Genomic DNA, 23,951 nt, shown 5'->3' with positions numbered 1-23,951 from the left:
GGACAACCGCGAGGGTTGTCCGGCGAAGGCTTCTGGAACGCGGGGCCGGGGTGGAAAACTCTCCACCCCGGCGCGGGCCTCAGTGCACGCGCTGACCGGGTTTGGCGCCGGCGTCCGGGCTGAGCAGGAAAATTTCGCTGCCGCCAGGGCCGGCGGCCAGCACCATGCCTTCGGACAGGCCGAACTTCATCTTGCGCGGCGCCAGGTTGGCGACATAGAGGGTCAGGCGGCCTTCCAGCTGGCTCGGGTCCGGGTAGGCGCTCTTGATGCCGGAGAACACGTTGCGCTTGGCGTCGCCGATGTCCAGGGTCAGGCGCAGCAGCTTGTCGGCGCCCTCGACGAGCTCGCACTTCTCGATCAGGGCGATGCGCAGATCCACCGCCGCAAAAGCGTCGAAGTTGATTTCCGCGGCCAGCGGCTCCTTGGCCAGTTCACCGTTGCCCTGCGGGGCGGCGGCTTCGGTGCTCTGGGCGGCGAGGTCTTCCTTCGAGGCTTCGATCATGGCGTCAATCTTCGCGGGTTCGATACGGGTCATCAGCGGGGTGAACGGGTTCAGCGAGTGGTTGGCCAGGCGCAGCGCGTGGTCCTGCCAGGTCAGCGGGGCGACGTTGAGGAAGCTCTCGGCGGCAGCGGAGAGGTTCGGCAGCACCGGCTTGAGGAAGATCACCAGCTGGCGGAACAGGTTGACGCCGAAGGCGCAGATTTCCTGGACCTCGGCCTGCTTGCCCTCGACCTTGTTCAGTGCCCAGGGCGCCTTGTCGGCGATCCAGGCGTTGGCGCGGTCGGCCAGGGCCATGATCTCGCGCATGGCGCGGCTGAAGTCGCGGTGCTCATAGGCCTCGGCGATGGCCGGAGCGGCGGCCTGGAAGGCGTCCCACAGCTCCGGCTCGGGGTTGGCGTCGACCATCACCCCATTGTTGCCCTTGTGGATGAAGCCGGCGCAGCGGCTGGCGATATTGACCACTTTACCCACGAGATCCGAATTGACCTTCTGCACGAAGTCCTCGAGGTTGAGGTCGAGGTCGTCCACGCCGCGCGACAGCTTGCTGGCGTAGTAGTAGCGCAGGTACTCGGGATTCAGGTGGTCCAGGTAGGTGCGCGCCTTGATGAAGGTGCCGCGCGACTTGGACATCTTCTGGCCGTTGACGGTCAGGTAGCCGTGCACGCAAACCTGCGTCGGCTTGCGGTAGCCGGCGCCTTCGAGCATCGCCGGCCAGAACAGGGTGTGGAAGTTGACGATGTCCTTGCCGATGAAGTGGTACAGCTCGGCCTTGGAATCCTTCTGCCAGACGGCGTCGAAGTCCAGCTCCGGACGGCGCGCGCAGAGGTTCTTGAAGCTGGCCATGTAGCCGATCGGCGCGTCCAGCCAGACGTAGAAGTACTTGCCCGGTTCGCCGGGAATCTCGAAGCCGAAGTAGGGCGCATCGCGGGAGATGTCCCACTCCTGCAGGCCGCCGTCCAGCCATTCGGCGATCTTGTTCGCCACCGCATCCTGCAGGCTGCCGCTGCGGGTCCACTCCTTCAGCATCGCCTCGAAGTCCGGCAGCTTGAAGAAGAAGTGCTTGGAGTCCTTGAGCACCGGGGTAGCGCCGGAGATCGCCGAGCGCGGGTCCTTCAGCTCGGTGGGCTCGTAGGTGGCGCCGCACTTCTCGCAGTTGTCGCCGTACTGGTCCTCGGCGCCGCACTTCGGGCAGGTGCCCTTGATGAAGCGGTCGGCGAGGAACATGCCCTTGTCCGGGTCGAAGTACTGGGTTACCGAGCGGGTGGCGATGTGTCCGGCGTCGCGCAGGCGGGTGTAGATCAGCTCGGCCAGCGCGCGGTTCTCCTCGGCGTGGGTCGAGTGGAAGTTGTCGAAGTCGACCAGGAAGTCGGCGAAGTCGGCACTGTGCTCGGCCTGCACATAGGCGATCAGCTGTTCCGGGGTGATGCCTTCCTTCTCCGCGCGCAGCATGATCGCCGAGCCGTGGGCGTCGTCGGCGCAGACGTACACGCACTGGTTGCCGCGCTGCTTCTGGAAGCGCACCCAGATGTCGGTCTGGATGTACTCGAGCATGTGTCCCAGGTGGATGGAGCCGTTGGCGTAGGGCAGGGCGCTGGTGACAAGGATCTGGCGAGCTTCGGACATGGTCTGTGCGGTCGGAATTGCGGAAGGAAAGTCCGCGAGTGTAAAGCCGCGGCGGTTTTTTTTCACCCGCAGGGGTGCCATGCGAAAGCCGGCGGGCAGGCGTCTTTCGTCGCGCCTGCCGCCTGGGCATGGCGCCCGGGCCGACCTCGGCTATCATGGCCATCTGTTTTACTCGGTCTTTTTCGGGAGCACCCCATGTCCGTCACCCGCGAAGCGGTGGAAACCGCGCTGCGTCAGTACCTCGACCCGCATCTCAACCAGGACCCGGTCAGCGCCGGCTGCGTCCGCGACATCGCCATCCAGGATGGCCAGGTCAGCGTGCGTCTGGAACTCGGCTATGCCGCCGGGCTGTTCAAGGACGGCTGGGCGCAACTGCTCGAGGCCGGCCTGAGGAATCTCGACGGCGTGCGCGAGGCCCGGGTGCAGGTGGACTGCACGATCGCTCCGCATCAGGCGCTGGGGCAGGTGCAGGGACTGCATGGGGTGAAGAACGTCATCGCCGTGGCCTCCGGCAAGGGCGGGGTGGGCAAGTCCACCACCGCCGCCAACCTGGCCCTGGCCCTGGTTCGCGAGGGCGCGCGGGTCGGCATGCTGGATGCGGACATCTACGGCCCCAGCCAGGGCATCATGTTCGGCATTCCCGAGGGCACCCGTCCGCAGGTCCGCGACCAGAAGGCCTTCGTGCCGCTGCAGGCCCACGGCGTGCAGCTGATGTCCATGGCCTTCCTCACCGACGACAACACGCCGATGGTCTGGCGCGGGCCGGTGGTTTCCGGCGCGCTCCTGCAACTGGCCACCCAGACCGACTGGGACGACCTCGACTACCTGGTGGTGGACATGCCGCCCGGTACCGGCGATATCCAGTTGACCCTGGCGCAGAAGGTGCCGGTGGCCGGCGCGGTGATCGTCACCACGCCGCAGGACCTGGCCCTGCTGGACGCCAAAAAGGGCGTGGAGATGTTCCGCAAGGTGAACATCCCGGTGCTCGGCGTGGTGGAGAACATGGCCGTGCACATCTGCTCCAACTGCGGGCATGCCGAGCACCTGTTCGGCGAGGGCGGCGGCGAGAAGCTGGCGGCGCAGTACAACGTCGAGCTGCTCGCCTCCCTGCCGCTGTCCATGGACATCCGCAGCCAGGCCGATGCCGGCCGGCCGACGGTGATCGCCGACCCGGGCAGCCCGGTCAGCCTGATCTACCAGCAGATGGCCCGCACCGTCGGCGCGCGCATCGCCCAGAGCGGGCAGATCATCGCCCAGTCGATGCCGAAGATCGTGATCAGCGAGGATTGAAGTCCGGGATTGTCCGCAGCCGGCGTCTTCTAGACTGAAGGCACCTCCACTGCCGAAGGTCCGCCATGCGCCTGCTGCTCGACACCCTCATCGTGCTCGCCACCGTCGTCCTGATGGAGGCGGTGGCCTGGGTCTCGCACAAGTACGTGATGCACGGCTGGGGCTGGGGCTGGCACCGCTCGCACCACGAGCCACGCCACGGCCCGTTCGAGAAGAACGATCTCTATGCGCTGGTGTTCGCTGGCCTTGCCATCCTGCTGATCGCCCTGGGCACCGCCGGCCTCTGGCCGCTGCAGTGGATCGGCGCCGGCATGACCCTCTACGGCCTTCTCTACTTTCTCGCCCACGACGGTCTGGTGCACCGGCGCTGGGGGCTGCGCTACGTGCCGCGCAAGGGCTATCTCAAGCGGCTGTACCAGGCGCACCGGCTGCACCATGCGGTGCCGGGACGCGACGGCTGTGTCTCCTTCGGCTTCCTGTATGCGCCCAGGCTGGACATCCTCAGGGCGCAGCTGCGACGCCTGCATGGCGGGCCGTTGCAAGGTCCGGCCGCGCCCGGGTCCACAGGCCCGCAGGCCGAGGGCTAGGACGGCCGAGGCGCGAGACCAGCGCCTGCAGGCCGCCGACGAAGGCCAGACGCAGCTTGTCCGCCCTGCTCGTGGCCAGGCGCGAGTCCCAGGCGGCGGGGCCGGCCGTCTTCACCCTGATCCCGATCTGCCGATAGACCGCCCGCGCCGTGGCGACGGCCCAGGCCGAACGCGGCGGCAGAGTCGCCAATCCGCCGAGCGCCGAGGCGTAGTAGGGCTCGGCTGCATTTACCAGGCGCCCGGCCAGATGTGCCAGCGCCGGGCGGTACCGGGGGGCGCTCAGTGCCTCGGGCGGTATGCCGGCCTCGTCCAGCCACTGCGCCGGCAGATAGAGGCGGCCGCTGGCGTGGTCGTCGAGGATGTCGCGGGCGATGTTGGTCAGCTGGAAGGCCAGGCCCAGGTCGCAGGCGCGATCCAGGGTGTCCTCGTCGCGCGCGCCCATGACCAGCGCCATCATCACGCCGACCACCCCGGCGACGTGGTAGCAGTAGTCCAGGGTGTCGGCGAAGCTGTGGTAGCGCCGGCCTTCCACGTCCATGCGAAAGCCGGCCAGGTGATCGAGCGGGTAGCGCTCGGGAATGCCGTGCCGGCGGACCACCTCCTGCAGCGCGGCGAAGGCGGGGCTGGCGGGGGGCTCGCCGGCGCAGACGCGGCGGGTGGCCTCCTCGAGCTGGGCGAGACAGGCCGGATCGGCACCGGGCAGTCCGTTGCCGAAGCCGTGGGACTGGCCGTCGATCACATCGTCGCAATGCCGGCACCAGGCATAGAGCAGCACTGTGCTGCGCCGGGTCGATGCATCGAACAGCCGGGCGGCGGCGGCGAAGCTCTTCGAGCCTGCGGCGATGCTCCGGCTGGCGTGTTCGAGTAGGGCGTCGCTCATCCAGTCAGCTCCTCGATCATCAATCCTGCAGTGGCCTTGGCCGAGCCGACCACCCCGGGCAGGCCGGCGCCCGGGTGGGTGCCGGCGCCGACGATGTAGAGGTTGGCGATCTCGTCGTCGCGGTTGTGCGGACGGAACCAGGCGCTCTGGGTCAGGGTGGGTTCCAGGGAAAAGGCCGAGCCCAGGTGAGCGTTCAGCTCGTCGCGAAAATCCAGCGGGGTGAAGGTGCGGCAGGCCACCAGGTCCTGGCGCAGGTCCGGGATGTAGTGGCGCTCCAGGTAGGCGAGGATGCGGTCGCGGTAGCGCGGCCCTTCCTGCGTCCAGTCGATGGCGGCGCGTCCCAGATGCGGCACCGGCGCCAGCACGTAGAAGCCGGAGCAGCCTGGCGGCGCCAGCGAGGGGTCGGTGACGCAGGGCGCGTGCAGGTAGAGGGAAAAGTCCTCGGGCAGGGCCGTGCCCTTGAAGATTTCCTCGATCAGGCCGCGATAGCGCGGGCCGAAGCACACCGTGTGGTGCTGCAGATGCGCGTGCTGGCGCTTCAGGCCGAAGTAGACGACGAACAGCGACATGCTGAAGCGCTTGCCCGCGAGCCGCCGGCCCTCCCGGCGGCCGCGCTCGTGCTGACCGAGCAGTTCGCGGTAGGTGTGCACGACGTCGGCGTTGGAGGCGACGGCATCGGCCGAGAAACGCCGGCCATCGGCGCAGATCACCGCGTTCAGGCGCTTGCCCTCGGCGGCCAGGTGCGCCACCGGCGCGTTCAGCTCTAGTCGCCCGCCGAGTTCCTCGAACAGTTGCACCATGGCGCGCACCAGGGCGCCGGTGCCGCCGCGGGGGAACCACACGCCCCAGCGCCGCTCGAGGGCGTGGATCAGCGCATAGATCGAGGAGGTGGCGAAGGGATTGCCGCCGACCAGCAGCGAATGGAAGGAGAAGGCCTGACGCAGCTGGTCGTCCGCGATGAAGGACGACACCATCCCGTACACGCTGCGCCAGGCCCGCAGCCGGACCAGCTGCGGCGCGGCCATGACCATGCGCTCGAAGGTCAGGAAGGGCACGCTGCCGAGCTTCAGGTAACCGGCTTCGAATACCGCCCGGGAGTAATCGAGAAAGCGCCGGTAGCCGTCGACGTCCGCCGGATTGCGCGCCCGGATCTGGCTGTCCAGCAGGGCCTGGTCGTTGACGTAGTCGAAGCGGCTGCCGTCCTCCCAGCACAGCCGGTAGAAGGGGCTGACCGGCAGCAGCTCGACGTAGTCGGCCAGGCGCCGGCCGCTCAAGGTAAATAACTCCTCCAGCGCCGAGGGATCGGTGATCACCGTGGGACCGGCATCGAAGACGAAGCCCTGGTCCTCGTAGACGTAGGCGCGGCCGCCCGGCTTGTCGCGCTTCTCCAGGAGCGTGGTCTGGATCCCGGCGGCCTGCAGGCGGATGGCCAGAGCCAGGCCGCCGAAGCCGGCGCCGATCACCACGGCGTGTTTCCCCGTGCTCATTTCAACTCCCTTGTCGATGCAGGTCCCCGGCCAGCGCCGCCCGCAGCGCCTGGTCGAGGGGCACCGGCGGCTTGCCGGCGAGGATGCGCAGTTTGTCGCCGGCATGCAGACGGCCGGCGTAGAAGTGCCGGATCAGAGCCTCCGGCAGGCCGTAGAAGCGCTGCATGACCCGCCAGCGGTCTTCCGGCGCGCCGGCGAGGAACAGCATGCGGTTGAGCAGGCGGAAGAACCCCTGGCGGCGCCACTCGGCGCGCAGGGTCGCCTGGATTTCTGTAGCCAGACTGGCGGCGTCGAGCTGCGGCAGGGCGGCGATGTGCTCGGCCAGGCGCACCGCATGCGGCAGCGAATAGCCGGTGGTGGCGTGAAACAGGCCGGCGGCCAGACCGCTGCACGGCTGGGCGCCCATTTCCCGGCAGAAGCCCTCGAGATCGCCGCTGAGGATGATCGGCAACACGCCCTGTTCCTCGCGCAGCACCTCCACGATGCGCCAGCCATGCTGCGCGGTGTACTCGTCGATCCGTGCGCGCAGGGCTGCGGGGGCCAGAGTCTCGCCGTCGGCGTAGTAGGTGTCCTCGATCAGCAGGCGGTCGGGGCCGAAGGGCAGCAGGTAGACGAACCGGTAGCCTTCGCGCTGGGCGACGCCGGCGTCCATCAGCACCGGCATGTCCAGCCCGTGCGGCGCCGTCAGGCGCACCTCGCGGCCGAGGAATTTCTGGTAGCCGAGCGCCAGGTGCGGACTGGAGCGCGGGCCGCGGCCGTCGATCACCGCGCGGGCACCGAGGCTGCTGCCGTCCGCCAGCTCCACCCGTTGCGGATTCAGGCTGCGCACCTTGTTGCCCAGCTGCACCTGACCGACGAGGCGTGCACACAGCTGGGCGTCGAAGTGCGCGGAGGTGATCGACGCATAACCGCCGTGCAGGATGCGCCGTCGCTCGGGAAAGCGCACTTCGTAACCGGGCCAGCGGTGACTCACCAGCGGCGCCAGCCAGGCGTGCTGTTGCGGGGTCAGATCATCCTGATGGAACGACCAGGTGTGATTGCCGCCGAGCACCGGGCCCTGCTCCAGCAGCAGCAGGCGCAGCGCCGGGCGCAGCTCGGCCAGGCGCCAGGCGATCAGGCCGTTGGCCAGGCCGCCGCCGACCAGGATGAGGTCGTAGTCAGGCCGCGGCATGGAGAACCGGCCGGCCGCTTTTCAGCACCGCCTCGACGATGTCGGCGGCGCGCTCGGCACCGCCCGCCTGCCTGGCCTCGCTCCCGATCCGGGCGGCATGCTCGGCGAAGGCCGGCTCGTCCAGCAGCCGGCGCAGCAGGCGACGCAGCGTGCTGCGCCGGGCCAGCAGCGGTGAGGCGCGCAGCCCGGCGCCGGCATACACCACCCGGGCGGCGATCGCTGGCTGATCGAAGGCGATCGGCAGGGCGAGCATCGGCGTGCCGGCGACCAGGGCATCGAGCACGGTGTTCAGTCCGGCATGGGTGATCGCCACATCGGCTTGGGCCAGGGCCGCGCATTGAGGGGCGAAGTCGGTCACCCAGGTGGCGCCCGCCGCGTGCAGTGCGCGTACCTGGCCGGGGTCCAATCGGCCGCAGTGCGCCAGCAGGAGTTGCAGATCCAGGTCGTGACAGGCTGCGGCCATACGCCGAAACAGGCCGAAACGGCCGCCCTGCAGGGTGCCGAGCGAAGCGAAGACGAACGGCCGTCCAGGGGCGACTGGCAGGTCCAGCGGCGCCGTGCCCTGATTCGGTGAGCGCAGCGGGCCGACCGGGTGGAAGTGCGCCGGGGCCTCCTGGCGCGGAAAGTCGAAGCCGGCGAGGGTCTGGCTGATCTGGGCGAAGGGCGACAGGCACTGGTGCAGGCTGTCGCGCGGCGGCAGGCCGAAGGCCTCGGCATGTCTGGCGATGATCCTCCCATGGGGCCGCATCAGGTAGTCGTAGACCCGGCTGCTGCTGCGGTTGAGATGCTCGCCGAAGGGTGAGACGGCATAGCCCCAGGGCATCACCGGCAGCGGCAGGCGCGGCTCGCGATTGACCGGCAGGGCGCAGGCCACCGAAACCCAGGGCAGGCCCAGGTATTCGGCGAGCAGCCCGCCAGCGGCCTCCATCTGGTCGGCGATCAGCGCCTCGACGCCGAGCGCGCGCAGCAGCTGTGGTCCTTCGCGGCAGAGCATGTCGGTGCCGCGGGCCATGTCCTGGATCACCCGGCGCAGGCCGAACGGGGCGCCGGGATGCCCGGCATGGGCGATGACCGTGGCGAGCGAGCCGGGCGGATGCGAGGCCTGGCCGAGGGCGGCGAATTCAACCTGCGGCTGGCGCAGCAGGGCGCGGGCATCCTCCTGCTGGACGAAGGTGACCCGGTGCCCGCGCATGATCAGGCATTCGGCCAATGCTTCCAGTGCCCAGAAATGGCCGGCGAAAGGGGGTGCGATGACGGCGAAGTGGCTCATCCTTGAACTCCGGCTCCTAGTGCGGCGGCGCTACCTGCCGTATGCGCGCCAGGCGCAGGGCCGCCAGGTCCGCCGAGCCGGTGCAGAAGCAGGCGATGCGCAACTGCTCGATGATCACGTTGAAATGCTCGATCACCGCCTCGCTGGAGTGCAGCGCGCCGGGCAGCGCGGCAGCGGCCTGCCCGGCCAGATCGGCGCCCAGGCGGATCGCCTTGGCCACATCCACGCCGTCGCGTATCCCGCCCGAGGCGATCAACGGCGTCCCCGGGCACGCCTGGCGCACCTCGCGCAGCGCCTCGGCGGTGGGGATGCCCCAGTCGGCGAAGGCCAGCGCGACCTGCTTCCGGGCCGGGGTGCGCGCCCGCTGCGCCTCGACCGTGACCCAGTTGGTGCCGCCGGCGCCGGCGACGTCGATCACCGCTACGCCGGCTTCGATCAGGCGCCGCGCGACCGGGGCGCTGATGCCGGCACCGACCTCCTTGACCACCAGCGGCACGTCGAGGCGGGCGGTGAGCCGGCCGATGGCGCTGAGCACGCCGCGCCAGTCGCGGTCGCCTTCCGGCTGCACGGCTTCCTGCAGTGGATTCAGATGCACGATCAGGGCATCGGCCTCGAGCATGTCCACCGCCCGCCGTGCTTCCTCCAGGCCGAAGCCGGCAGCCAGCTGCGCCGCGCCGATATTGGCCAGCAGCGGCACGTCCGGAGCCAGTTGGCGCAGTTGCCGGGTCAGGCCATGGTCGGCGCCGGTTTCCAGGGCGATACGCTGGGAGCCGACGCCCAGGGCGATGCCGAGCGCCTGTGCCGCTTCGGCCAGATGCCGGTTGATGGTCGCGGCCCGTGCGGGACCGCCGGTCATGGAGCTGATCAGCAGCGGCGCACGCAAGGTGCGACCGAGGAAGCTAGTGCCCAGATCGATCTGCTGCAGGTGCAACTCCGGGAGCGCGCAATGCTCGAAAGCAAAGGCGGCGAAGCCGGTATTGCCGTGCCGCTTGGTCCGGGCCGGGTCGAGGACGATATCCAGATGGTCGTTCTTGCGCGCCGCCAGTTCGTCTTCTGCCATCGCTGTTCCCTGGTTCGGTGGAGGGGGACTGCGGAGGTCGGGAAATCTGTCCGTCAGGATTGTACAGAAATGGAAATATGTACAAGAATTTTAGCATTCTTTCTTCCGCCCGCCTTTTCAGAAAACGGAGTTTCTGGACCCCATGGCAATCTCACTTGTGCCACCCCAAGGTGACACCTTCGCCGACTACCTCGGCGCGCTGCGTGGGCGGATCGACCGGCGCCTGGCGCGTCTGCTGTCTGCTTCTGCAGATGAGAACGACCTGATCGGCGCGGCGATGAAGGCTGCGCTGCTCTCGCCCGGCAAGCGCGTGCGTCCGCTGATAGTGGTGCTAGCAGGGGGCCAGTTGGGCGCCCGCGAGGCGCCGCTGCTGGACCTGGGGTGCGCGCTGGAGATGGTCCATGCCGCCTCCCTGGTGCTCGACGACATGCCCTGCATGGACGATGCGCGTCTGCGCCGGGGCTTGCCGACCGTGCATCTGCGCTTCGGCGAGGATATCGCCGTGCTGACGGCGGTGGCGCTGCTCGGCCAGGCCTTCAAGGTGATTTCCAGTGCGTCCGAGCTGCCGTCGTTGCTGCGTGCCCGGCTGGTCGGCGTGCTTGCCGACGCGGTGGGGGCGCAGGGGCTGGTGCGCGGCCAGTATCAGGATCTGCGCGAAGGGGGCTGGCCGCGCCGGGTCGGCGAGATCGCCGAGACCAATCACCTGAAGACCGGGGCGCTGTTCGCCGCGGCCCTGGAGATGGCGGCGCAGGTCGCACATGCCCGCGATGACGTGCGCATGACCCTGCGCGAGGCGGCGCTCGAGCTGGGACAGGCCTTCCAGCTGTACGACGACCTGTGCGACGGCGCGTCGGATGCGCCGCTGTGCAAGGACCCGGGCAAGGATGCCGGCAAGTCGACCCTGGTCGCCCTGCTCGGGCAGGAGGCGGCTAGGCAGCGTCTGCATGGGCACGTGCAGCGCATCGATACCCTGCTGAGCAGCGTGTACGGGCCGGATTGCCTGCTCCTGCGGCTCCTCTGCCTGCTGTTTCCGCGTCTGTACTAGACTGGCGGCTGGCGCTTTGAAGGCGCTGGGACAGCCGTTAACATGCGCACCTCATTTTTTGCAGGACTGCCGTCATGACCATCAAATCGGACAAGTGGATTCGCCGCATGGCCCTCGAGCACGGCATGATCGAGCCCTTCGTCGAGCGCCAGGTGCGCGGTGCGGATGCCGACCGGGTGATCTCCTACGGCGTGTCCAGCTACGGCTACGACGTGCGCTGCGCCGACGAATTCAAGGTGTTCACCAACATCCACTCGGCCACCGTCGATCCGAAGAACTTCGATGAGCGGAGCTTCGTCGACGTCAAGGGCGACGTCTGCATCATCCCGCCGAACTCCTTCGCCCTGGCGCGCACCGTCGAGTACTTCCGCATCCCGCGCAACGTGCTGACCATCTGCCTGGGCAAGAGCACCTACGCGCGCTGCGGGATCATCGTCAACGTCACCCCGCTGGAGCCCGAATGGGAAGGCCACGTGACCCTGGAGTTCTCCAACACCACCACCCTGCCGGCGAAGATCTATGCCAACGAGGGCGTGGCGCAGATGCTCTTCCTCGAGTCCGACGAGCCCTGCGAGGTGTCCTACAAGGATCGCGGCGGCAAGTACCAGGGACAGACCGGGGTCACCCTGCCCAAGGCCTGATCGCCCGCGTGAGCGCATGACGTCCGTGGGCAGCCCTTCCTCATCGACTCAGGCCTCGGCCTTTTCCTGCAGGGCCGACGCCTGTTCGATGAGCTGTTCGAGCGCATTGTTGTCGTATTTTCCGTAGAGCAGGTCGCGCAGTGCGGCCTTTTCGATCTTCGTGCCGTTTTCCCGGCAGGCTGAGAACAGCCGGGAAAGCATGGCCGCATCCACGGTGCGCGCGAGGTTCAGCTCGGGATCTATGCTCCACAGCTTTTCCCCGGCGTCGCTGAAGCCGCTGACCCGGAGCACCTTCGAGCGGACCAGGATGATCAGCGCCTTGTTGATTTCGACGCTGGTGAGCATCTGGCTGTGCTTGCGGGCCTCCTCGGTGATCCGCTCCTTGCTCTGCTGGGGATGTTGGCGGGCGAGTTGATAGACCTCGTTCAGGGCCTTGCTGGACGTGAGGCGCCACTGTTTCTTCCGGAGCAGTCTTTCGTAGCTTCTCACCAGGGAGTCCTGGAGGTTCTCTTCGCGGGCCTCGCCGGCCGGGTCGCTGCCCTTCAGGGTCGCGGTCCAGGACTTGTTCTTGCCGTCCTGGGCGACCTCGATCGAGTCGATCGCCTTGAGGAAGTCGATGAACGAGCGATAGCCGAGATCGCGCTCGTTGAAGGCGCTGTCGACGCTGAGCATGCCGTTCTTCAGGGTGGAGAGCGGCAGCGTCTGGTCGGCGGCCCTGAGGATCTTCTCGGCCAGATCCATGGCGTCGTCGGTGTTCGAGCGCAGCTCCTTCTTGCTGGCCGTGTGCTCGGTGCCGGTGTAGAGGTACTTCGAACAGGAGGTCTTCACGCTCTCGCTGAGCGGCGAGCGCGGGCCGACGCCGATCACCTCCTTGCCCATCTCGCGCAGCTTGCGGAACAGCGGCGAGAAGTCCGAGTCCCCGGTCGCCAGGACGAACCACTGGATGCCCGGCAGGTTGTGGGCGTAGTCGATCACGTCGATGGTCAGTTGAATGTCGGAGGAGTTCTTCTTGCTGACCGGATGGAAGTTGTGGATCAGCTCGAAACCGAGCCGGTTGAGTTCGCTCTGGAAGCCCTGCACGCAGGGGTTGCCCCAGTTCCCGTAGGCGCGCCGCACGATCAGCTGGCCGATGGCGCTGAGTTCGGTGATCAGCAGGTCCGGGCCGTTGTTCTTCAGCCAGTGCGTCAGGTTTTCCACGTCGATGAACAGTGCGATTTTCGATCGATCCATGATGCTTTTCTTGTAATGGAGACAGGGGGAAGGCAGGCGTCCTGGCCAGGGCGGGAGTATCCACTGCCCGGGCGCCTGCCGTCACCTGCCGGGGAGTTCACGGCGACCCGGGCGGCTTGTCCCGGCCGTGCCGGATCAGGTCGGTCAGCGCCGCGGTCATCATCGCGGTGGAAACGCCGAACATGAGGATGCCGTTGGCCGCCTCCAGCGCGCCGAGCAGGCGCCAGCGCTCGGACATGACGATGTCGCCGTAGCCCAGGGTGGCGAAGTTCACCGCCGAGTGATACAGCGCGGTGGAAAAGTCGGCGAACTCGCCGAGCAGCACGAACAGCCCGGCCCAGGCGGCCATCTGCAGGAGGTTGCCGAACATCGCCAGCAGCATCACCAGGGCGAGCAGGGCGATCTGCTGCAATGACCTGCCGAATACCTCGTGGTCCTGGCGGAAACGCACATAGCGGCGCAGGCAGATGCCCACGAAGATCGCCTGGAACAGCAGGCAGACCAGCATGACGGGGATACCGGCTAGCAGATTGAGCAGCATGGCGAACTCCTTTCAGGCGGCGGGGAGCGGGCGCAGACGCCGCCGGTCGATCAGCCGGACTGCCGCGCAGGCATACAGGGTGACGGCGATGAACAGCCCCATGCGTACGGCGAAGGCGGTGTAGACGTCCTTGCCGGCCGCGCTGTCCTGTACCGACTGGCCGAGCAGGATGATCAGGGTGGCGGCGCCGTTCAGCCAGAAGCCCGGCGTCTGCCGGTTGTCCGTCAGGCGGTAGAGGCGGCGCGCCAGCAGCAGGACGAACAGCAGCGTCCACAGGAAGAACATCCACAGGTGCGGGAAAAGACTCAGCGCCGACCAGAAACACACCGCCAGCAGGCCGCCCAGCAGGGTCGAGCCGAGCAGCTCGCGGCCGGCGTCGCGGGCACTGGTGACGCACACCTGCTGGCCGAGGCTCACCGCCTTCATCACCAGCGGCACATAGCTGCCCGGATCGATCAGGGCGAGCAGGAAGGCCGGGATCACCACCAGGGTCGCGCGCAGGGCGATCCAGGCGGTCTGCCGCGGGTCGGGTGGCGGGCGGACGGGCGGCTCGGCGAGTCCGCTGGGTTCGGGAAACAGCCAGTGACCCAGGGCCACGCAGAGGCTGGTCAGCAGCAGCCCCTTGACCAGCGCCTCGATGACCGTCAGGGCGATGGCGAAGGCGCTGGCGCCGGTGGCGGAGACCAGGGTCAGGCCGATGATCAGGAAGGTCGACACCAGGTTGTTGCCGCCGCGCAGCGCATAGCCGAAGCAGAGGAACAGGCACAGCGCGACCAGCAGCACGCCGCTGGCCGGGTAGTAGCGCAGCAGCGGAATCAGCAGCAGGCCGCCGCCGGTGGTGACGGCCGCCAGCACGGCCAGGCCGAGACTGGCCTTGAGGGACAGCGGCTGGTTGCGCATGGCCAGCAGGAATAGCGTCAGCACGGGCGGCAGGAAGGGGATCGGCAGGGCCAGGCCGAAGCTCGTGGCCAGGCAGGCGGCCGTGCCGAAGGCCAGGCGCAGGGCGCGCTGCGGGCGCGGATCGAGGCGGCGGGCGGGCGCTTCAGTAGGCATAGGACAGCCAGCTCATCAGGCGCAGGAAGGCGCGGCCGAGCGGATTGAGCGGATTGCCGGGGCTGGGGAAGGCCATCACCTCGGCCTGGCCGCCGATGCGCAGCGCCCGGGGATCGGCCAGCTCGCCCGGCGCGAACTCGACGATCACCGGGAAGCGCTGCGCGGCGCGCAGCCAGTCGCGGTTGTTCTGCACCGTCGGCAGGCTGCCGGGCGGGCTGCCCTGGCCGACGCTGACGCCGAAGCCGATGCTGCGCACGTGCCCTTCGAACACGACTCCGGGCAGGGCGTCGAGGACGATCGCCACCGGCGTGCCGGGTTCGAGATGGCCCAGGTTGTTCTCGGTCATTTCCGCGCTGATCCACAGGTCGTCGATGGCGATCAGGGTCAGCACCGGATTGCCGGCGCCGGCGTACTGGCCGACCTCGGCGCGCAGGTCGGTGATCAGTCCTGCGGAGCTGGCGCGGACCCGGGTGTTGGCCAGGTCGCGTTCGGCCTGCTCGAGGGCGGCGGCGGCGCTGCGCAGCTTGGCGTTGTCCGCGCCGCTGCCGCCTTCCTGTTCGCGGGCACGCTGGACCTCGGCACGGGCGGCGGCGACCTGGCTGACGGCCTGTTCCAGGGTCGCCTGGGCAACCTCCAGGCGCCGCAGGGAGATGGTGCCCGGGTCCTCGCGGTAGAGCCGCGCCAGGCGCTCGCTGTCCTGCCGGGCCTTGAGTTCGTTGGCCTGCGCGGCACGCAGCCCGGCCAGCGCGGCGTCGATGCCGGCGGTGCCGGCGCCGACCTGCCGGCGCGTGCTCTCCAGCTCGGCGCGCGCCCGTTCGACGGCGATCCGGTAGGGCTCCGGGTCCAGTTCGAAGAGCAGCTGTCCGGCTGTCACGCTCTGGTTGTTGCGCACCGCGACGCCGGTCACGCGGCCGGCCACCTCGGGCGCGATCCCGACCACCAGGGCTTCCACCCTGGCCTGCTGGGTGTAGGGGGTATAGCGGTCGGCGCACAGATACCAGAGCAGGCTGAGGACGATCAGCACGAGGCTCCAGCGTACGCCGCGGCGGCTGGGGTCGGCCGGCTCGGGTGCTGCGGCGGGCGGCGGCGTGGGCGTCTCGATGGGGGGCAGCGGGGGTTCAGTCATGGCTGTCTGCCTTGTCGGAAGGGGGACTGACCTCATCCAGCAGGTCGCCCCAGTCGGTGCGTTTGGCCATCTGTTCGCGGCTGGCCGCATCGATGGGCGGCCGCTCGCTGTACCAGCCGCCGCCGAGGGCCTTGTAGAGGTCGATCAGGCTGTTTATCGCGGCATTGCGGGTGATCAGGTAGTTGTCCTGCTGGGCCAGCAGGGCGCGCTGGGCGTCCAGCACGCGCTGGAAGTCGGTATAGCCCTCGCGGTATTGCGCGCTGGCCAGGGTCAGCGCGCGCTGGGCGCTGATCGCCGCCTCGCGCAGGGTGCGCTCGCGTTCCAGAGCCTTGACCAGGCCGGTGGCGGCGTCGTCGGCTTCGCGCGCAGCCTGGCGCACCCGGTCGCGGTAGGCCTCGATCAGCTGTTGCAGGCGGGCGTCCTGGACGCGCACGTTGTTGCGCATGCGGCCGTTGTCGAAGACGTTCCACAGCAGGCTGGGGCCGCCGATGAGATCGCGGCTGTCCGAGCTGCCGTCCAGCGAGCTGGCCGACCAGCCGATGCCGCCCAGCAGGCTCAGGGACGGGTAGAGGTCGGTTTCGGCGAGGCCGACCTGGGCCGACTGCGCGGCCACCTGCAGTTCGGCGGCGCGCACGTCCGGACGGCGCAGCAGCAGGTTGGCGGGCACGTCGTCGAGCAGGGCGCGGTCGAGCAGGGGGACCAGGCCCGTGTGTACGGCGAGTTCCGGCAATGTGTTGGGGGGGACGCCAATCAGTACCGAGAGGGCATTGCGGGTCTGCCGCACCAGGGTCTCGAACTCCGGCACGGTGCTCAGGGTGCCGAGGTACTGGGTCTTGGCCTGCTGCAGATCGAGTTCGTCGCTGTTGCCGCTCAGGAACAGGCGCTCGGTGATCTCGAAGCTGCGCTTCTGCCGCTCGGTGTTTTCGCGGGCGATGCGCAGGCGGGCCTCGGCGGTGCGCAGGGCGAAATAGGTTTGCGCGACCTGGGCGCGCAGCAGCACGAGGACGTCCTGATAGTTGGCCTGGGCGGCGAAGTAGGCGGCGTCGGCGGACTCGATGGCGCGGCTGTAGCGGCCCCAGAAGTCGAGTTCCCAGCCGACGCTGAAGCCGGCGTCGTACTGCCAGGCATGGCGGTCCTGCGGAAAGCGGCCGCCGTACTGGTGGCGGTCGAGGTAGAGCGCCTCGGCAGTGACCTGGCGCAGCTGGGGGCTGAGGCCGCTGAGGGCGATGCCGAGCTGCGCCCGGGCTTCGAGAATGCGCAGGCCGGCGATGCGCAGGTCCGGATTGTGCGCATCGGCATGGGCGATCAGCCGGTCGAGCAGCGGGTCGCCGAGGCCCGTCCACCACTGACGGTTGTCCGGCTGCACGCGCAGGGCGCTGGCCTGGGCCAGCATCTCGCTGTCCCAGTGGTCGACCCAGGGCTCGCGGGGCGACTGGAAGTCCGGCCCCAGGCGGATGCAGCCGCCCAGGACACAGGTCGCCAGCAGCGGGAGCGGGGCGAGCCGGGGCCGCATGGCGGGGTGGTCAGACGAGCGGCTGGAGCCTGTCCGGCATGCGGCCGCGCGCCTTCGCCGGCAGCGGCCTGATCGTCCGGCCGGCGCGCAGGGTTTTCCGAGGTTGCTGGCTGAGGGAGCTTTTCGGCGACATGGAGAGTTCCTTTCCTTGAGGGCACGGGCATCCTGTCCGGGTGGTCTGGGCGATTCCGAGGGGCGGGACGAATGCTTCTGCAGCGGGAGCGTGCGCGCTAGAGCATAGTTCAGGCGCTGGCGTCCGTTGGCCAGTACTGGGGGCACGCGCATGAGGCGGGATCAAGGCCGTCGAAGGCATGACCGGCGGCATCGCGTCGCCAGGCTCGCCGTCCACTTCCGGGAATTACTCCTGTCCGGCGGGTTCTACCGACTGTAGCCATCGGGTCGGCAGCTCGCCGCCCCTCACCGTCGGAGGTCATCATGGAGATCCGTCAGCACCGCGAACCCCTTCAGCAACCCTCGATAGCGCCGCCGGCGCTGCCCAACCGGCCTTGGTTGGCCGGCAATCCTTCCGGCGATCCGGAGCCGGGAGGGCCTGGGCAGCCCAGCGAGCCCGGCGTTCCGACGCAGCCGACCGAGCCGGGAGAGCCGACCCGGCCGGACCAGCCGCCGCCGGCGCCGGTGGTCTGAGCGCCCCGTCGGGCACGGCGCCTGATCAGCGGGCGCTGTGCCGAGCCTCCGCCAGCAGGTCGACGACTTCCTGGTCGCTGGTTTCGCCGAAGTCGCCGTAGTGCCGCCAGATCGCGCCGAAGGGCTCGGGCATGGCCAGGCAGACCAGCTCGTCGACCAGCGGCTGCAGGTCCTTGACGACTTCACGCGGGGCGACCGGTACGGCCAGGATCAGTTGCCCGGGGGCGGACTTGGCCAGGCCTTTCAGCGCGGCCCGCACGCTGCTGCCGGTGTCGATGCCGTCATCCACCAGGATCACGCAGCGGCCGGCCACCGGGGGCGGCGGCTCGCTGCAATACAGCCGCCGAGCGCGCTCCAGTTCCTGCAGCTGGCGCTGCACTTCTTCCTCGAACCAGCCGGATGGCGGACGCACCTGGCGCATCAGCTCCTCGTTGACCACGAACTGCGGGTTGGCGCCGTCGATCACCGCGCCCAGCGCGAGTCCGCTGTGTCCGGGCGCGCCGATCCGGCGCACCAGCAGGATGTCCAGTTCGGCATGCAGCGTCCGGGCGACCTCGAAGGCGACCGGCACGCCGCCGCGGGGCAGGGCGAGCACCAGCGGCCGTTCGGCCGCATGGGACAGCAGCGCGTCGGCCAGCTCCAGGCCGGCGCTGCGGCGGTCGAGGAACAGGTGGGGGGCATGGCTGGTTGCGTGCATGGGCTCATTCTCCGAACGGGTAGGTTTCGGCCTGCCCCACCTGCGGCTGGTGGGGCCCCAGGGGCGTGACGGCGTGGGTTTCCTCCAGCCAGATCCAGGCATCGAACTGCTCGGCCAGCACGGCTTCGAAGTAATGGCTCTGACGCTCGCTCTCCGGCCGGTAGATCACGCCGATGGCGCGCTCCAGCAGGGTTTCGGAGAGAACCGCACGCAGTTCGGCGGGTGCGTCGTCACGCCAGTCGGTGAAGGAGGCGGGGATGCCGGTTTGCAGGAACAGGCGCTCCCAGCTGTCCGGGCGCGCGGGGCGGACCTTCTTGATGCGCATCGGCTCGTCCCACTCGCTGGCGCAGGCCACCTCGCCGCGGTCGGTGCCCATGCCGATCAGCACGGCATCCCTGGCCCAGGCGGTGCGGCTCAGTTCGCCGATGTTGAATTCGCCGGCCCAGCCCATGGCCGTCGCGTCGGCATTGCCGATGTGCGAGTTGTGCGCCCAGACCACCGCCCTGGCCGCGGGGCCGCGGTGCTCCAGCAGGCTGCGCAGGGTGTCGAACATGTGCCGGTCGCGCAGGTTCCAGGAGGCGCTCGAGCCGTGGTACATGATCCGGTAGTAGTGTTCGGCGGCGCGCACCACGCGGGCGTTCTGGGTAGCGTCGAAGAAGTCCTCGCCATCCTGGCCGAGCGCCTCCAGGCGCAGCTCGAGCAGGCTGCGCAACTGCTCGACCACCGCCTCCTCGCAGGACTGGGTGCCGTAGAGGACATCGCGGCCGTAGCGGGCCGGCGCATCCTGCCAGGGCATCAGGCAGCCGTAGCGCTGGCGCGCCTCCCGGGCGGCCTGGGTGTCGGTCCTGTCCAGGTAGTCCAGCACCGCGCCGATCGAGGCGCCCAGGCTGTAGACGTCGAGGCCGCGAAACTCGACGCGCTGCTCGTACGGCAGATCCCGGTTGAAACGGCTCAGCCAGTCGCAGAACTCGGCGACTTCCAAGTTGCGCCACATCCAGACGGGAAAGCGCTGGAAGGCCTGGCGCTCCCAGTCGGGTGGCTGCTGCCGGCGCACCTGGTGATCGATCCGGGCAGCGTCCGGCCAGTCGGCCTCGACCGCGACGATGTTGAAGCCGTGCCGTTCGATCAGTCGCCGGGTGATCGCCGCACGGGTGCGATAGAACTCGGAGGTGCCGTGGCTGGCCTCGCCGATCAGCACCACCCGGGCATCGCCGTAGCGGTCGAACAGGCTGGCGAACGCCTCGCTGTCGAGCGCAGGCAGGGAAATGGCATGGCGGCCCAGCAGCTCCACAGACTCCCGGGCCTCGAAAAGCTCTTTCATGCAAGCCTCCTGAAGCCCTGGCCTCGTCGGGCGAGCCTGTCGACGGGCTGTGGCAGGATCCTCAGAAAAGCCTAGTCATATTTGGCCAAGTGGCGAGTGGCGCAAAGGTGGACTAGTCTGTCTTCTAGACTGGACTGGGATGTCTACCCGCATTCCCGCATTGATGGCGAAACGGAGGAACACGACATGGCTATTTGGTCGATCACATTCAACAAGGATGGCAATACGGTGAAGATGGTGACCGAGTCACCGGCCAAGCCCAGCGTGGAGGAAGCGAGCCGGAAAGTTCTGGAACTGGCGAGGCGTGAAGGTTTCGAGCGCCGCGACAATGGCGGTGGCAACGGCGCGAAGGAGCCGGCGCTGCAGTTGTTCGAGCGCTACGGCATCACCCTGAGCGGCATCCTGAAAACGGGCTGAGGCGCGGCGGCGCACCAGGAAAGAAAGACGGTCCGGCACCTGACGGGCTGAACGTCTTAAAGACAAAACTTCCCCGAGTACCAGCGAGGATGGTATCGGGATCAATTCGTTCCCCGCCCTTCGGGCCAATCCACCTCGAGCCTACGGCACCAGCAGCAGACGCTGGCTGCCGTAGGTTTCGTCCAGATTCTCTGCCTTGAAGGGAAAGCTCATGTAGCGCCCTTCGAGCCAGGCATCGATGCCGTCTTTGTAGTGCGCACTGGCCGGGTTGCCGGACTGGCCGGTGCTGTTCAGCCCGAGCATGGGCTCCTCGCGGGCGAAGTCGACGACGATGCGCATGGCCGGGATCAAGCGGCTGTCGAAATCCTGTCCCCAGCGATAGGCGGAAACGTTCAGCGTGCCGTGGTCGCCGCCGGCGGGACGGGCGGCGCCATCCAGGTAGCCGCCGAGCGCGTGGATGGCGGTGCGCTGGCGGGTGTCGAGGTAGGAAGCCAGCCGGGTGCTCTCGCTGGTCCATTGATAGCGGTGCAGCTTGCCCCATTGCCAGGCATCCCGATCGCTGCCGAGCCGGCTTTCCAGATGGCTGACCGCGGCCGCCAGACTGCGCGCGAGGATGGCCGGCTTGTCCTCGGGCGGCGGGGTGGCGATGTCGTCCCAGAACGGGCTGTCCTCGCGACCGAGCAGGTGGTCGGCCTGGGCCGAATAGGAGAGGCCGGACATCTGCAGCAGGGCTTGCCAGGCGGGACTGTCATCCGGGCCGAGTTCGTCGAGGAAGGTCTGCCGCGCGCTCTCCTGCAGGAAGGCGCCGTACAGGGCGGCGTCCGCCGAGTCGGCGGTTAACCGGCCATCGAAGGCGAGCAGCCGGCTCAGGGCCTCGCGGGCCTTGTCGCGCTCGGCCGGCGGCAGGGCGTCGATGGCCTGGCGCAGTGGTTTGGCCATGCCCGGTGCTTCGAGCATGGCCTTGAGCTTGGCGGCGAAGCGCGTGGTCTGGTCGTACTGCATGGCGATCATGCTCTGCGTGTCGTGGCGACCGCGGCCGGCCAGTTCGGCGATGCGTTCGGCGCGCTCCGGGTAGTACCAGGTGCTGGACAGCTGCATGCCATAGCCGCGCGGCACCGTGCGCTGGTTGGCGGTACCCAGCCAGCCCTGCGCCGGGTCCTGGTCGTAGGGATGCAGCATGGGATCGGCGAAGCCGTCCCAGTCGTAGGCGCCGTCCCAGCCGGGGGAGGGCAGCAGGCCGAGGCCCGCGCGGCGATTGGGATAGCGTCCGGTCACCTGCCAGCCGATGTGCTCGGCATCGGCGAACATCAGGTTCACCGCCATGGCGCGCAGTTCGCTGCTCGCCTTGAAGGCCTTGTCCACCGAGCGGGCGCGGGACAGCTGGAAGAAGGCGTCCAGGCTCCGGTCGTCGTCGACGGGCAGCGTCTGCAGTGCCAGCCCATGGCCGCTGCTCACCGACAGGGGCTGCAGCGGATGCTTGCGCTCGCCGAGCACGTTGTTCAGCAGCGGGCCGTGGCGGGTCTCGTAGAGGGTTTCGCGGACCGGCTGCGCGCCCTTGACGAGGAAGGTCTCCTGGCGCTCGCGGGCCGGCAGCCACTGGCCGTCGGCGAGGTAGTGGAGGCGCCCGCCCTCGCTCCTGATCCGCTCGAGGAACAGGTCCTGGGTGTCGGCCATGACCATGGTCATGCCCCAGGCCAGCTGGCCGTTGAAACCGGCGATCACCGCCGGGATGCCGGCGACCGAGACGCCGGCGGTCTGGCGTTGCGGCGTGCGGACATGCACGAAGTTCCACAGCGAGGGCAGGGCCGGCGGCAGGTGGGTGTCGTTGGCCAGCAGGCTCTTGCCGAGCCGGCTGCCGCGTGGCGCGATCGCCCAGTTGTTGGAGGCGGCGACGCCCAGCATGTTCACGGCGGCGACCTGTCCGGCCGCCTGCTCCAGCGCGGCGAGGCCGGGGATCTGCCCGTCAAGCGCGAGGCCCTTGAGCTTGTCCGCCTCCTCGACCGGCAGGGGATCGTCCGGGTAGATCGGCGTCAGCCAGGCCAGCCGATCCGTTCCGACCTTCTGCGCCAGCGTGAGCGCGGCGATCTCCTCCTGCAGGTTGGTCGACAGGCTGAAGTTCAGCAGGCAGAACAGCAGCACCGAGTCTTCGGCGTTCCAGTACGGCGGCTGGTAGCCGGACTCGGCCAGGTCCATGGGCAGCCGCTCGCGGTGACGGAACAGGAAGGCATTGACCCCCCGGGCGTAGACCTCGAAGTCCTGCTTCAGCCGGGGCGAGGCATTGCGGTAGAGCGTTTCGGCATGGCGCCGCAGGCCCGTCGCGCGCATGAAACGGTCGATGTCGAGGACGCCCGGGCCGAGCATTTCGGCCAGCCGTCCTTCGGCCATCAGGCGCAGGCCGACCATCTGGCCGAGACGATCGCTGGCGTGCACGTAGCCGAGGGCGAACAGGGCGTCGTGCTCGTTGCGGGTTTCGATCAGCGGCATGCCGAGGGCGTTGCGCCGCACCACCACGCTGTCCGTCAGCCCCTGGATGTGCTGTACGCCCTGCGCAGGTGGCAGGCTGTCCGCATGGCGCTGGTCGACCATCGTCTGGCAGCCGGCGAGCGCGAGCAGGGCGAGCCCGGTGCCGAGGGTCAGGCAGGACAGGGGGCGAAACGGGCGCAGGCGCATGCAGCGGGCTCCTTCGAGCATGGGGTCGCGCAAATGACGGGCAGGCGGGCGACCCGGGGGGTACGGGATGGGCGCCTAAGGTAGGGAGCCGGCCTGCGGCTTGCAAGCCGGCCGGGGGTTTTCAGCGATGCGTGGCCAGCCCTTCCTCCAGCAGCCAGCGCGCGCTGCTGCGGGCCGCTGCCTTGTGCTGCAGTTCGAGGCTGCTGAACAGCACCTCGTACTGGCGCCGCTCCGCCCTGCTCAGGGCTTTCCAGGCCTCATGCGTGGGAATGTGGGCGGTGGCCTCGCAGAGTTCGCGGAAAACCTGCAGGCGTTCGCTCTGGTTCAGCGGTGGGTCGTAGTGTTCGAGCAGGCTCTTGATGCGGATGGCGCCCTCGACCAGGGGCAGTTGCCCATCGAGCAGGCTACCGGCGAGGATGCGCAGATGCTCGGCGAGCTGCACCTGGCGCTCTGCTTCGGCGGCCTTGCGGGCTTTCTGGCGCAACCACACCCGGCGCCAGAGGACGAAGGCTACAACGCTCAGGGCCAGCACGATCAGCAGGGCGGCCAGCAGCAGGCCGACGATCAATGGACTCATGGGCGATCAGTCCCGGATGTAGTCGCCAGGGGTGATCTCGCCATAGCGGGAAACCAGCACCCGGCGTCCGAACAGCAGCCCCGTCTTGGCCTTGCCCTGCAACTGGTACTGGATCGGCCGGTCGGGCTCTTCCAGCAGCTTGACGATCCTCTTCATATGTCGCCAGAGGTTGGTCGTGACCAGGACGTCGAACTCCTCGCGACCGCGGGCGGGTACGGTGAACCACTTGCTCGACTCCCCCTTGGCCAGGCGGATGTCGTTCAGGAACACCTCATAGTCCAGGCCGCGGATCGGCAGGCTCGCCCAGTTGGGATTGTCGACGCGAAAGCGCAGGATGAACTGCTGTTCCAGCAGGCGGGCCTTGACGACGTCGACCTTGACCAGCTGGACATCGGGATCCTTGAAGGTCCCGGTCACCCAGGTGGAGCAGCCGGCGAGACCGGAAAGCAGACCGAGCAACCCCAACAGGCCTAGAATTCTTGTGATTTGCGCCTGGAAAAACATGCTGCACTCCAAAGGGGGCCTCAGTGTAACAAGCAGCGGCCTGGCTGCAACCTTTGCCGGATCTGCCCGGCGGCGGGATGATCTGCTTCGCAGAAGTCCCG

The 23,951-nt window shown here is 68.6% G+C and carries 23 protein-coding genes; 6 read left to right on the top strand and 17 right to left on the bottom strand.

The window, feature by feature from the left end:
- Positions 1 to 79: 79 nt before the first annotated feature.
- On the bottom strand, positions 80 to 2,125 hold the full coding sequence (metG, locus tag ACG10_RS13410; protein WP_089168602.1) for a methionine--tRNA ligase: 2,046 nt from the start codon (positions 2,123 to 2,125) through the stop codon (positions 80 to 82).
- 195 nt (positions 2,126 to 2,320) lie between these two features.
- Between metG and apbC the strand changes: the two genes are divergently transcribed.
- Together apbC and ACG10_RS13400 are read left to right on the top strand one after the other, a co-directional pair.
- Positions 2,321 to 3,415, top strand: coding sequence for an iron-sulfur cluster carrier protein ApbC (gene apbC, locus ACG10_RS13405; protein ID WP_089168601.1), 1,095 nt, complete (start codon positions 2,321 to 2,323; stop codon positions 3,413 to 3,415).
- A 65-nt stretch (positions 3,416 to 3,480) separates the two neighbouring features.
- Positions 3,481 to 4,002 (top strand): sterol desaturase family protein, encoded by a 522-nt coding sequence (locus tag ACG10_RS13400; RefSeq protein WP_089168600.1) that lies wholly within the window; start codon positions 3,481 to 3,483, stop codon positions 4,000 to 4,002.
- Here the strand turns inward: ACG10_RS13400 and ACG10_RS13395 are convergent.
- The 5 genes from ACG10_RS13395 to fni are packed head-to-tail and all read right to left on the bottom strand — an operon-like array spanning position 3,917 to position 9,870.
- The gene (locus tag ACG10_RS13395) at positions 3,917 to 4,882 is read right to left on the bottom strand and encodes a phytoene/squalene synthase family protein (protein ID WP_089168599.1); all 966 of its coding nucleotides are present in this window, start codon (positions 4,880 to 4,882) and stop codon (positions 3,917 to 3,919) included. The two genes, ACG10_RS13400 and ACG10_RS13395, sit on opposite strands and share 86 nt — an antisense overlap.
- Positions 4,879 to 6,369, bottom strand: coding sequence for a phytoene desaturase (locus tag ACG10_RS13390; RefSeq protein ID WP_089168598.1), 1,491 nt, complete (start codon positions 6,367 to 6,369; stop codon positions 4,879 to 4,881). Before ACG10_RS13390 ends, ACG10_RS13395 begins: the two co-directional genes overlap by 4 nt.
- Before the next feature lies 1 nt (position 6,370).
- Positions 6,371 to 7,540, bottom strand: a complete 1,170-nt coding sequence (gene crtY, locus ACG10_RS13385; protein ID WP_089168597.1) for a lycopene beta-cyclase CrtY — start codon at positions 7,538 to 7,540, stop codon at positions 6,371 to 6,373.
- Complete coding sequence (locus ACG10_RS13380) at positions 7,527 to 8,810, bottom strand: glycosyltransferase (protein ID WP_089168596.1); 1,284 nt, start codon at positions 8,808 to 8,810, stop codon at positions 7,527 to 7,529. Before ACG10_RS13380 ends, crtY begins: the two co-directional genes overlap by 14 nt.
- A gap of 16 nt (positions 8,811 to 8,826) precedes the next feature.
- Entirely contained in the window at positions 8,827 to 9,870 is a 1,044-nt protein-coding gene (gene fni / locus ACG10_RS13375) for a type 2 isopentenyl-diphosphate Delta-isomerase (RefSeq protein WP_089168595.1), read from the bottom strand.
- 142 nt (positions 9,871 to 10,012) lie between these two features.
- Here fni and ACG10_RS13370 point away from each other — a divergent pair, with 142 nt between their 5' ends.
- Entirely contained in the window at positions 10,013 to 10,915 is a 903-nt protein-coding gene (locus ACG10_RS13370; protein WP_089168594.1) for a polyprenyl synthetase family protein, read from the top strand.
- 74 nt (positions 10,916 to 10,989) lie between these two features.
- Entirely contained in the window at positions 10,990 to 11,556 is a 567-nt protein-coding gene (gene dcd / locus ACG10_RS13365; RefSeq protein WP_039803288.1) for a dCTP deaminase, read from the top strand.
- Positions 11,557 to 11,604: 48 nt separating this feature from the next.
- On the opposite strand, the gene ACG10_RS13360 is transcribed toward dcd, so the two are convergent.
- The 6 genes from ACG10_RS13360 to ACG10_RS24750 form a co-directional block, all read right to left on the bottom strand.
- Entirely contained in the window at positions 11,605 to 12,786 is a 1,182-nt protein-coding gene (locus tag ACG10_RS13360; protein ID WP_089168593.1) for an NYN domain-containing protein, read from the bottom strand.
- A gap of 97 nt (positions 12,787 to 12,883) precedes the next feature.
- Positions 12,884 to 13,327 carry a potassium channel family protein gene (locus tag ACG10_RS13355; RefSeq protein WP_089168592.1) on the bottom strand — a complete coding sequence of 148 codons (444 nt, stop codon included), beginning with the start codon at positions 13,325 to 13,327 and terminating at the stop codon, positions 12,884 to 12,886.
- A 12-nt stretch (positions 13,328 to 13,339) separates the two neighbouring features.
- Complete coding sequence (locus ACG10_RS13350; protein WP_039803292.1) at positions 13,340 to 14,380, bottom strand: DUF2955 domain-containing protein; 1,041 nt, start codon at positions 14,378 to 14,380, stop codon at positions 13,340 to 13,342.
- Positions 14,370 to 15,506 carry an HlyD family secretion protein gene (locus ACG10_RS13345; RefSeq protein ID WP_089168591.1) on the bottom strand — a complete coding sequence of 379 codons (1,137 nt, stop codon included), beginning with the start codon at positions 15,504 to 15,506 and terminating at the stop codon, positions 14,370 to 14,372. Before ACG10_RS13345 ends, ACG10_RS13350 begins: the two co-directional genes overlap by 11 nt.
- Positions 15,499 to 17,019, bottom strand: coding sequence for a TolC family protein (locus ACG10_RS13340; RefSeq protein ID WP_089168590.1), 1,521 nt, complete (start codon positions 17,017 to 17,019; stop codon positions 15,499 to 15,501). The genes ACG10_RS13345 and ACG10_RS13340 overlap by 8 nt, the downstream gene beginning before the upstream one ends.
- A gap of 10 nt (positions 17,020 to 17,029) precedes the next feature.
- Positions 17,030 to 17,152 carry a hypothetical protein gene (locus ACG10_RS24750; protein ID WP_269768794.1) on the bottom strand — a complete coding sequence of 41 codons (123 nt, stop codon included), beginning with the start codon at positions 17,150 to 17,152 and terminating at the stop codon, positions 17,030 to 17,032.
- Positions 17,153 to 17,454: 302 nt separating this feature from the next.
- Here ACG10_RS24750 and ACG10_RS13335 point away from each other — a divergent pair, with 302 nt between their 5' ends.
- Positions 17,455 to 17,664 carry a hypothetical protein gene (locus ACG10_RS13335; protein WP_089168589.1) on the top strand — a complete coding sequence of 70 codons (210 nt, stop codon included), beginning with the start codon at positions 17,455 to 17,457 and terminating at the stop codon, positions 17,662 to 17,664.
- A gap of 25 nt (positions 17,665 to 17,689) precedes the next feature.
- Here ACG10_RS13335 and ACG10_RS13330 read toward each other — a convergent pair whose 3' ends face one another.
- Both ACG10_RS13330 and ACG10_RS13325 read right to left on the bottom strand, forming a co-directional pair.
- Positions 17,690 to 18,361, bottom strand: coding sequence for a phosphoribosyltransferase (locus ACG10_RS13330; RefSeq protein ID WP_089168588.1), 672 nt, complete (start codon positions 18,359 to 18,361; stop codon positions 17,690 to 17,692).
- 4 nt (positions 18,362 to 18,365) lie between these two features.
- The gene (locus tag ACG10_RS13325) at positions 18,366 to 19,682 is read right to left on the bottom strand and encodes an erythromycin esterase family protein (RefSeq protein WP_169531337.1); all 1,317 of its coding nucleotides are present in this window, start codon (positions 19,680 to 19,682) and stop codon (positions 18,366 to 18,368) included.
- 186 nt (positions 19,683 to 19,868) lie between these two features.
- Between ACG10_RS13325 and ACG10_RS13320 the strand changes: the two genes are divergently transcribed.
- Positions 19,869 to 20,099 (top strand): hypothetical protein, encoded by a 231-nt coding sequence (locus ACG10_RS13320; protein WP_089168587.1) that lies wholly within the window; start codon positions 19,869 to 19,871, stop codon positions 20,097 to 20,099.
- Between the two features lie 141 nt (positions 20,100 to 20,240).
- Here ACG10_RS13320 and ACG10_RS13315 read toward each other — a convergent pair whose 3' ends face one another.
- From ACG10_RS13315 to ACG10_RS13305, 3 genes are all read right to left on the bottom strand, one after another.
- Positions 20,241 to 22,769 (bottom strand): penicillin acylase family protein, encoded by a 2,529-nt coding sequence (locus tag ACG10_RS13315; protein ID WP_089168586.1) that lies wholly within the window; start codon positions 22,767 to 22,769, stop codon positions 20,241 to 20,243.
- A gap of 121 nt (positions 22,770 to 22,890) precedes the next feature.
- Complete coding sequence (locus ACG10_RS13310) at positions 22,891 to 23,346, bottom strand: DUF2489 domain-containing protein (protein WP_039803302.1); 456 nt, start codon at positions 23,344 to 23,346, stop codon at positions 22,891 to 22,893.
- 6 nt (positions 23,347 to 23,352) lie between these two features.
- Entirely contained in the window at positions 23,353 to 23,850 is a 498-nt protein-coding gene (locus ACG10_RS13305; protein WP_169531335.1) for an LEA type 2 family protein, read from the bottom strand.
- Positions 23,851 to 23,951 lie beyond the last annotated feature (101 nt).

The organism is Azotobacter chroococcum, from assembly GCF_002220155.1.
GTDB classification, from domain to species: Bacteria; Pseudomonadota; Gammaproteobacteria; order Pseudomonadales; family Pseudomonadaceae; genus Azotobacter; species Azotobacter chroococcum.
Note: the sequence above shows the minus strand (reverse complement) of the source record. Positions and strands in the feature narration are given on the sequence as shown.

What these genes read in the sequence shown, in the direction of transcription:
- ACG10_RS13380 (WP_089168596.1), bottom strand. Translation starts at nt 8,810, where the DNA reads ATGAGCCACTTCGCCGTCATCGCACCCCCTTTCGCCGGCCATTTCTGG.
- ACG10_RS13390 (WP_089168598.1), bottom strand. Translation starts at nt 6,369, where the DNA reads ATGAGCACGGGGAAACACGCCGTGGTGATCGGCGCCGGCTTCGGCGGC.
- ACG10_RS13395 (WP_089168599.1), bottom strand. Translation starts at nt 4,882, where the DNA reads ATGAGCGACGCCCTACTCGAACACGCCAGCCGGAGCATCGCCGCAGGC.
- dcd (WP_039803288.1), top strand. Translation starts at nt 10,990, where the DNA reads ATGACCATCAAATCGGACAAGTGGATTCGCCGCATGGCCCTCGAGCAC.
- apbC (WP_089168601.1), top strand. Translation starts at nt 2,321, where the DNA reads ATGTCCGTCACCCGCGAAGCGGTGGAAACCGCGCTGCGTCAGTACCTC.
- ACG10_RS13370 (WP_089168594.1), top strand. Translation starts at nt 10,013, where the DNA reads ATGGCAATCTCACTTGTGCCACCCCAAGGTGACACCTTCGCCGACTAC.
- ACG10_RS13320 (WP_089168587.1), top strand. Translation starts at nt 19,869, where the DNA reads ATGGCTATTTGGTCGATCACATTCAACAAGGATGGCAATACGGTGAAG.
- fni (WP_089168595.1), bottom strand. Translation starts at nt 9,870, where the DNA reads ATGGCAGAAGACGAACTGGCGGCGCGCAAGAACGACCATCTGGATATC.
- ACG10_RS13310 (WP_039803302.1), bottom strand. Translation starts at nt 23,346, where the DNA reads ATGAGTCCATTGATCGTCGGCCTGCTGCTGGCCGCCCTGCTGATCGTG.
- ACG10_RS24750 (WP_269768794.1), bottom strand. Translation starts at nt 17,152, where the DNA reads ATGTCGCCGAAAAGCTCCCTCAGCCAGCAACCTCGGAAAACCCTGCGC.
- ACG10_RS13350 (WP_039803292.1), bottom strand. Translation starts at nt 14,380, where the DNA reads ATGCCTACTGAAGCGCCCGCCCGCCGCCTCGATCCGCGCCCGCAGCGC.
- ACG10_RS13355 (WP_089168592.1), bottom strand. Translation starts at nt 13,327, where the DNA reads ATGCTGCTCAATCTGCTAGCCGGTATCCCCGTCATGCTGGTCTGCCTG.
- ACG10_RS13305 (WP_169531335.1), bottom strand. Translation starts at nt 23,850, where the DNA reads ATGTTTTTCCAGGCGCAAATCACAAGAATTCTAGGCCTGTTGGGGTTG.
- ACG10_RS13360 (WP_089168593.1), bottom strand. Translation starts at nt 12,786, where the DNA reads ATGGATCGATCGAAAATCGCACTGTTCATCGACGTGGAAAACCTGACG.
- ACG10_RS13335 (WP_089168589.1), top strand. Translation starts at nt 17,455, where the DNA reads ATGGAGATCCGTCAGCACCGCGAACCCCTTCAGCAACCCTCGATAGCG.
- metG (WP_089168602.1), bottom strand. Translation starts at nt 2,125, where the DNA reads ATGTCCGAAGCTCGCCAGATCCTTGTCACCAGCGCCCTGCCCTACGCC.
- ACG10_RS13315 (WP_089168586.1), bottom strand. Translation starts at nt 22,769, where the DNA reads ATGCGCCTGCGCCCGTTTCGCCCCCTGTCCTGCCTGACCCTCGGCACC.
- ACG10_RS13330 (WP_089168588.1), bottom strand. Translation starts at nt 18,361, where the DNA reads ATGCACGCAACCAGCCATGCCCCCCACCTGTTCCTCGACCGCCGCAGC.
- ACG10_RS13400 (WP_089168600.1), top strand. Translation starts at nt 3,481, where the DNA reads ATGCGCCTGCTGCTCGACACCCTCATCGTGCTCGCCACCGTCGTCCTG.
- crtY (WP_089168597.1), bottom strand. Translation starts at nt 7,540, where the DNA reads ATGCCGCGGCCTGACTACGACCTCATCCTGGTCGGCGGCGGCCTGGCC.
- ACG10_RS13340 (WP_089168590.1), bottom strand. Translation starts at nt 17,019, where the DNA reads ATGCGGCCCCGGCTCGCCCCGCTCCCGCTGCTGGCGACCTGTGTCCTG.
- ACG10_RS13345 (WP_089168591.1), bottom strand. Translation starts at nt 15,506, where the DNA reads ATGACTGAACCCCCGCTGCCCCCCATCGAGACGCCCACGCCGCCGCCC.
- ACG10_RS13325 (WP_169531337.1), bottom strand. Translation starts at nt 19,682, where the DNA reads ATGAAAGAGCTTTTCGAGGCCCGGGAGTCTGTGGAGCTGCTGGGCCGC.